Here is a 6,721-nt window from a genome sequence, read left to right on the forward strand (position 1 = left end):
ATCTGCGGCCGTCCGGTGCCCGCCCGCTCCACGCCCGCCGGTTCCGTCCGCTCCGTCCCCGGCCGCTCCGTCCCCGCCGGAACCGTCCCCGGCCACCGCGTGCCCGACCGCACCGTCCACCGAGGTCCCGTCCGCCGCCGTCCTCTCCCCGACGGTCGAGGCCCCGGGCGCCCCGTCCCCACCCGTCCCCTCCCCGGCGAGGGGCCCCGGCACCGGCTCCCACCACCGCGGCGGCGCCTCCCGCCGCAGCACCGTCCCGCCCGGGGTGCGGACCTCCACCGCCCCGTGCCGGGACACCGCCACCGTCACCCGCTCCGAGACCACCCGCCAGCCGCCCCCGGTGTCCGGCTCGAGCACGGCCCGCGGATCCGGCTCCGGCCCGTCGCCCACCACCGCGTACGAGGGCGTCGGCCCGGCCCCGTCCCAGCCCCAGAACACCGCGCCGCCCGCCATGACCCGTACCAGCAGCTCCGAGCGCGCGAACCGCAGTACACCCCCGCCCGGGCAGGGCTCCGTACCGGTCAGCAGCCCCGGCACGCGCGCCCGCTCCGCGCCCCGGCGCGGGAGCCCCACCGTGTCCGCGCGCCGGTGGCGCCAGGCCGAAAGCCAGGCGCGCCGTCCGCGCTCCGTACCGATGTCCTTCACCGCACGCACCAGATCACGACCGTTCATGCCGCTCACCCTGCCACCGCCCCCCGGCCGAGGGGACTGCGTTCAACTGCCGTTCACCCGGCAGCGGCACCCTCCGCAGGTCACCCGACCGGCCAGGACGGCCCTGGTGCAGCGGTCGATCACATGGCATCGTCCCTGTGAGCCGCCGCGCGTACACCCCCCGCGCGATGGCACCGTACGCACACGAAGCGCGAGCCGCAGACTTGACCGGGAGCCGACCCATGACCTCAGCCACGCAGCCGGAACCCCTCTGGGCACCGGGCCCCGACCGGATCGCCGCGGCCCGCATCACCGCCTTCCAGGCCTGGGCCGCGACCCGGTTCGGCGCCCCCGCCGACGGGGGGTACCCCGCCCTGCACCGCTGGTCCGTCGACGAGCTCGACACCTTCTGGCAGGCCGTCGCCGAATGGTTCGACGTCCGCTTCACCACCCCGTACGAATCCGTCCTCGCCGACCGCTCCATGCCGGGCGCACGCTGGTTCACCGGAGCCACCCTCAACTACGCCGAGCACGCCCTGCGCGCCGCCGAGGACCCGGCCCGCGCCGGCGATGCCGCCCTGCTGTACGTGGACGAGACCCACGAGGTCACCCCGGTCAGCTGGTCCGAGCTCCGCCGCCAGGTCGGCTCCCTCGCCGCCGAACTGCGCGCCCTCGGCGTACGCCCCGGCGACCGGGTCAGCGGCTACCTCCCCAACATCCCCGAGGCCACGGTCGCCCTCCTCGCCACCGCCGCCGTCGGCGGCGTCTGGACCTCCTGCGCCCCCGACTTCGGCGCCCGCAGCGTCCTCGACCGCTTCCAGCAGGTCGAGCCCGTCGTCCTGTTCACCGTGGACGGCTACCGCTACGGCGGCAAGGAGCACGACCGCCGCGACACCGTCGCCGAACTCCGCGCCGAGCTCCCCTCCCTGCGCGCGGTCGTCCACATCCCGCTCCTCGGCACGCCCGCCCCCGAAGGCGCCCTCGACTGGTCCGCCCTCACCGCCGCCGACACCGAGCCGGTCTTCGAGGCGGTCCCCTTCGACCACCCCCTGTGGGTGCTGTACTCCTCCGGTACGACGGGCCTGCCCAAGGCCATCGTGCAGTCCCAGGGCGGCATCCTCCTCGAACACCTCAAGCAGCTCGGCCTGCACTGCGACCTCGGGCCGGAGGACCGGTTCTTCTGGTACACCTCCACCGGCTGGATGATGTGGAACTTCCTCGTCTCCGGACTGCTCACCGGTACGACGGTCGTCCTCTACGACGGCAGCCCCGGCTACCCCGACACGGGCGCCCAGTGGCGCATCGCCGAGCGGACGAAGGCCACCCTCTACGGCACCTCCGCCGCGTACGTCATGGCCTGCCGCAAGGCCGAGGTCCACCCGGCACGCGACTTCGACCTCTCCGCCGTGAAGTGCGTGGCCACCACGGGCTCCCCGCTCCCGCCCGACGGCTTCCGCTGGCTCCACGACGAGGTGGCCGAGGACCTCTGGATCGCCTCCGTCAGCGGCGGCACCGACGTCTGCAGCTGCTTCGCCGGCGCGGTCCCCACGCTCCCCGTCCACATCGGCGAGCTCCAGGCCGCCTGTCTCGGCACCGACCTGCAGTCCTGGGACCCGTCCGGCAAGCCCGTCACCGGCGAGGTCGGCGAGCTCGTCGTCACCAACCCGATGCCGTCCATGCCGATCCACTTCTGGAACGACCCCGACGGCAGCCGCTACCGCGACAGCTACTTCGAGATGTTCCCGGGGGTCTGGCGCCACGGGGACTGGATCACGATCACCGACCACGGCTCGGTGATCATCCACGGCCGCTCCGACTCCACCCTCAACCGCCAGGGCGTCCGGATGGGCTCCGCCGACATCTACGAGGCCGTCGAGCGGCTCCCCGAGATCAAGGAGTCCCTGGTCATCGGGCTGGAGGAGCCGAACGGCGGGTACTGGATGCCGCTCTTCGTGCACCTCACCCCCGGCGCCACCCTCGACGAGGACCTGCGCGCCCGGATCAAGGCGACCATCCGCGAGGAACTCTCCCCGCGCCACGTCCCCGACGAGATCATCGAGGTCCCGGGCATCCCGCACACCCTCACGGGCAAGCGCATCGAGGTCCCGGTCAAGCGCCTCCTCCAGGGCGCGCCCCTGGCCAAGGCGGTCAACCCGGGCTCCGTGGACAATCTGGACCTCCTCCACTTCTACGAGGAGCTGGCCCGCACCCGCGGCTGACGAAACCGTCACTGTCAGTGGTGATAATTACTCTGAGTGAGCAGAAGACCGCATCACTCAGGGGGAGCCATGCCACCGCGCAAGAACGACCACGACACGGACAGGCGCCGCACGCTGCGCCGCGAGGTCCCCAGCACCCTCGGCCTGCTGGCCGACGCCGGGGACTTCGCGGCCATGTGCGGCTACCGCAGCTTCACCTTCGACCACCCCGCCGACTACGCCGAGTACCTCCGCCACGTCGACGGCCTGCTCCGGGCCCTCGCGGCCCGGGGCATCCACACCACCGTCGCGCTCTTCGACCCCGACGAGTACGCCGAGTACTGCGGGGAACACGGCCTCGACCCCGACACGGCCGAGACCCGCACCCGCTTCACCGCGGAGCTCGGCGGCGGCAGCGCCGTCCTGCCCTACACCGGCCAGCCCGTCGACGAGATCGTCCCGCTCCTCCTCGACGAGGCGGTCCGCCAGGCCACCTGGGAGTACGCCACCACCCTGCTCGCCGGAATCGGCCGCTGCGCGGACTGCGGCGAGGACATCGGCCGCGCCTCCTTCGACCGCGCCTCGGACGCGCTCGAACGCCTCCTCGCCGGCGCCGGACCCGGCCACCACCATTTCGTCTGCAGCATCCCGACCGAGGCGGAACAGCTCGTCGCCGTCCTCCACGCGGAGACCACCGAGGACCCGGACACCCCGCCCCGCATCGAGGGCCGCGAAGGCCTCGACTTCGTGACGGTCCTGGCAGCCGGGCTCGCCCAGGGCGGGCCCGGGGGACTGGTGGTGCGGAGCACCAGCGAAGACCACCGCGACCGGGTCCACGGCTGGCGCCTGGACCGCGGCCGACTCGTCGCACTCTCGGCCGCCGCCGTCTTCAACGCCTACTGCACGGACGCAGACACGGGGGAGCCCGTCGCCCCCGAACCGGGCGTCGAATACTGCCCGGGGTACGACGTGGACACCCCGGGCCCCCACCACTAGATGGGCCCGGGACGACCGAGGGGCCCTCGCCCACGGCGAGAGCCCCTCGGGGAACGACGATCCGGCCGGCTATTCGCCGGACAGCACCGCCTGCGCGGCCACACGGGCCTCCTCGGCGCTGTCCGCCGCCCGGGCGGCCGCCGCGGCACGCTCGCACTGGGCGAGCGTGTACTTCGCGAGCGTCGCCCGCACATACGGGATCGACGCGGCACCCATCGACAGGGAGGTGACACCCAGACCCGTCAGCACACAGGCCAGCAGCGGGTCCGAAGCGGCCTCACCACAGACACCGCAGCTCTTGCCCTCGGCCCTGGCCGCGTCGGCCGACATGGCGATGAGGTCGAGCAGCGCCGGCTGCCACGGGTCCTGCAGCCGCGACACCGCACCCACCTGCCGGTCCGCGGCGAAGGCGTACTGCGCGAGGTCGTTCGTACCCAGCGACAGGAACTCGACCTCCTGCAGGATCGAGCGCGCCCGGAGCGCGGCGGAGGGGATCTCCACCATCGCGCCGAACTTGGCCCTGAGGCCCGCCGCGCGGCAGGCGTCAGCGAAGGCCTTGGCATCGATGCGGTCGGCGACCATCGGGGCCATGACCTCGAGGTAGACCGGCAACCCCTCGGCCGCCTTGGCCAGCGCGGTGAGCTGCGTGCGCAGCACGTCCGGGTGGTCCAGCAGCGACCGCAGCCCGCGGACGCCCAGCGCCGGGTTCGGCTCGTCGGCCGGAGTCAGGAAGTCCAGCGGCTTGTCGGCGCCGGCGTCCAGCACCCGCACGACGACCCGGCCCTCGGGAAACGCCTCGAGCACCTTGCGGTAGGACTCGATCTGCTTCTCCTCGGACGGCGCCTTCTTGCTGTCGTCCAGGAACAGGAACTCGGTGCGGAACAGACCCACACCCTCCGCGCCCGCCTCGACGGCCGCCGGCACGTCGGCGGGACCGCCGACGTTCGCCAGCAGCGGCACCTTGTGACCGTCGGAGGTCGCACCCGGACCCGACGAGGCGGCGAGGGCCGCCCTGCGCTCGGCGGCCGCCGCCTCCAGCTCGGCCCGCTTCTCGGCGGTGGGCTCGACGAACAGGTCACCGGTGCTGCCGTCGACCGCGATGACCGTGCCCTCGGCGATCTCACCGGCACCCGGCAGCGCCACGATCGCCGGTACGCCCAGCGCCCGCGCGAGGATCGCGCTGTGACTGGTCGGCCCGCCCTCCTCGGTCACGAATCCGAGGACGAGCGCCGGGTCCAGCAGCGCCGTGTCGGCGGGTGCCAGGTCCCGCGCGATCAGCACGTACGGCTCGTCGCTGTCGGGCACGCCCGGCATCGGCACACCGAGCAGCCGCGCCACGATGCGGTTGCGCACGTCGTCCAGGTCGGCCACCCGGCCGGCCATGTACTCGCCGGCCCCCGCGAGCAGATCGCGGTAGGCGGCGAACGCGTCGTACACGCCCCGCTCGGCGGTGCTGCCGACGGCGATCCGCCGGTCGACGTCCGCCATCAGCTCGGGGTCCTCGGCGATCATCGCCTGGGCCTCGAGCACGTGCTGGGCCTCGCCACCGGCCAGCTGGCCACGCGCGATCAGATCGGCCGCCACAGCACTCACCGCCTGACGGGCGCGCCCCTGCTCGCGCTCCGCCTCGTCCGCCGTGATCTGCCTGGCCGGCGGCTCCAGGACCGCCGTGCCCATGTGCCGCACCTCGCCGATCGCCACACCGTGGCTCACGCCGACGCCTCGCAGCGTTGTCTCCATTTCACCCGTCTCCGATTGAGCGGCGGGCCGTGCCGCCGCGGTGGATGTCCGACTCACTCGCCCATGACGGGCGGGAGGTCACCGCCAGCTGAAGAGGGCGTCGTCGGCCTTCACGTCGCCGGACTCGACGACGTCACCGAGGGAATCGGCCGTCGCCTCGAGCGCCACGACGGGGCAGATGGGCGACTTGCCGGCGGCCTCGACCGCAGCGGGGTTCCAACGGATGACGGCCTGGCCGCGGGTCACGGTGTCACCCTTGTTCACGAGCAGCTCGAAGCCCTCGCCGTTGAGCTGAACCGTGTCGATCCCGAGGTGCGTGAGTACGCCGTGCCCCTCGCTGTCGACCACTACGTACGCGTGCGGGTGCAGGGAGACGACCACACCGTCGACGGGGGACACCGCCTCCGAGGGCTCGCGCACGGGATCAATAGCGGTGCCCGGACCCACCATCGCGCCGGAGAACACCGGATCGGGCACTGCCGCGAGTCCGATGGCGATCCCGGCAAGTGGGGACGTCACGCTGGTCATGGGGGCCTCCCAGGGGTGGGGCTCATCGTGTCGCCGTCACTGCCTGTCGCGAACGGCGTACTCGTCTGAAGGATATGTCACTTGATGTTCGGGTTCGCCCGATGTAGGTCCCGATCCGGGCTGGCCCTTCGGCACGGAGACTAGTGGACTAGACCGGTGGACTAGACCATACGCCTGAATCGATTTGCTTGGGCACCACGGGGGCTGTACTGTCGTGACTCCCGCCAGGACGCCCCGCGTGAACTTCTCGCGAACGGCAGATGGACGGGACTCCTCCTCTTCATCAACGATCGTGCCTCCGTCCGTCTTTTCGTATGCCTTTTCGGTAATACGGCGAGTGGCCAGAGAGCCGGGAAATCGCTGATAGAGTCGGAATGGCCGGAAAGGGAAAGCGTGAAAGCGCAGGAACTGGAAAGCACCGAGGAAATCGGGCCCGAAAGAGTCTGATAGAGTCGGAAACGCAAGAACACAGAACGAAAGCCCGGAGGAAAGCCCCAGCGAATGTAGCTGAGGGTGAGTACAAAGGAAGCGTCCGTTCCTTGAGAACTCAACAGCGTGCCAAAAATCAACGCCAGAAGTTGATACCCCGTCCACTTCGGTGGATGAGG

At 71.9% G+C, this 6,721-nt stretch carries 4 protein-coding genes and 1 pseudogene; 2 read left to right on the top strand and 3 right to left on the bottom strand.

What is annotated here, in order from left to right; all coding sequences use genetic code 11:
- Positions 1-672, bottom strand: a pseudogene (locus tag PV721_RS39430) (glycosyl hydrolase); the annotation flags it as partial.
- Positions 673-893: 221 nt separating this feature from the next.
- Here PV721_RS39430 and PV721_RS39435 point away from each other — a divergent pair.
- Both PV721_RS39435 and PV721_RS39440 read left to right on the top strand, forming a co-directional pair.
- Entirely contained in the window at positions 894-2,870 is a 1,977-nt protein-coding gene (locus PV721_RS39435) for an acetoacetate--CoA ligase (RefSeq protein ID WP_319733085.1), read from the top strand.
- Positions 2,871-2,939: 69 nt separating this feature from the next.
- Positions 2,940-3,845, top strand: a complete 906-nt coding sequence (locus tag PV721_RS39440; protein WP_319733087.1) for a hypothetical protein — start codon at positions 2,940-2,942, stop codon at positions 3,843-3,845.
- Positions 3,846-3,914: 69 nt separating this feature from the next.
- Here the strand turns inward: PV721_RS39440 and ptsP are convergent, their stop codons facing one another.
- Both ptsP and PV721_RS39450 read right to left on the bottom strand, forming a co-directional pair.
- Positions 3,915-5,585, bottom strand: coding sequence for a phosphoenolpyruvate--protein phosphotransferase (ptsP, locus tag PV721_RS39445; protein WP_319733089.1), 1,671 nt, complete (start codon positions 5,583-5,585; stop codon positions 3,915-3,917).
- A gap of 78 nt (positions 5,586-5,663) precedes the next feature.
- Positions 5,664-6,113: a PTS glucose transporter subunit IIA gene (locus tag PV721_RS39450; protein WP_319733091.1), complete on the bottom strand. Its 450-nt coding sequence runs from the start codon at positions 6,111-6,113 to the stop codon at positions 5,664-5,666.
- Positions 6,114-6,721: the final 608 nt, after the last annotated feature.

The sequence above is a fragment of the Streptomyces sp. MB09-01 genome, from assembly GCF_033794505.1.
Classification (GTDB): Bacteria; Actinomycetota; Actinomycetes; order Streptomycetales; family Streptomycetaceae; genus Streptomyces.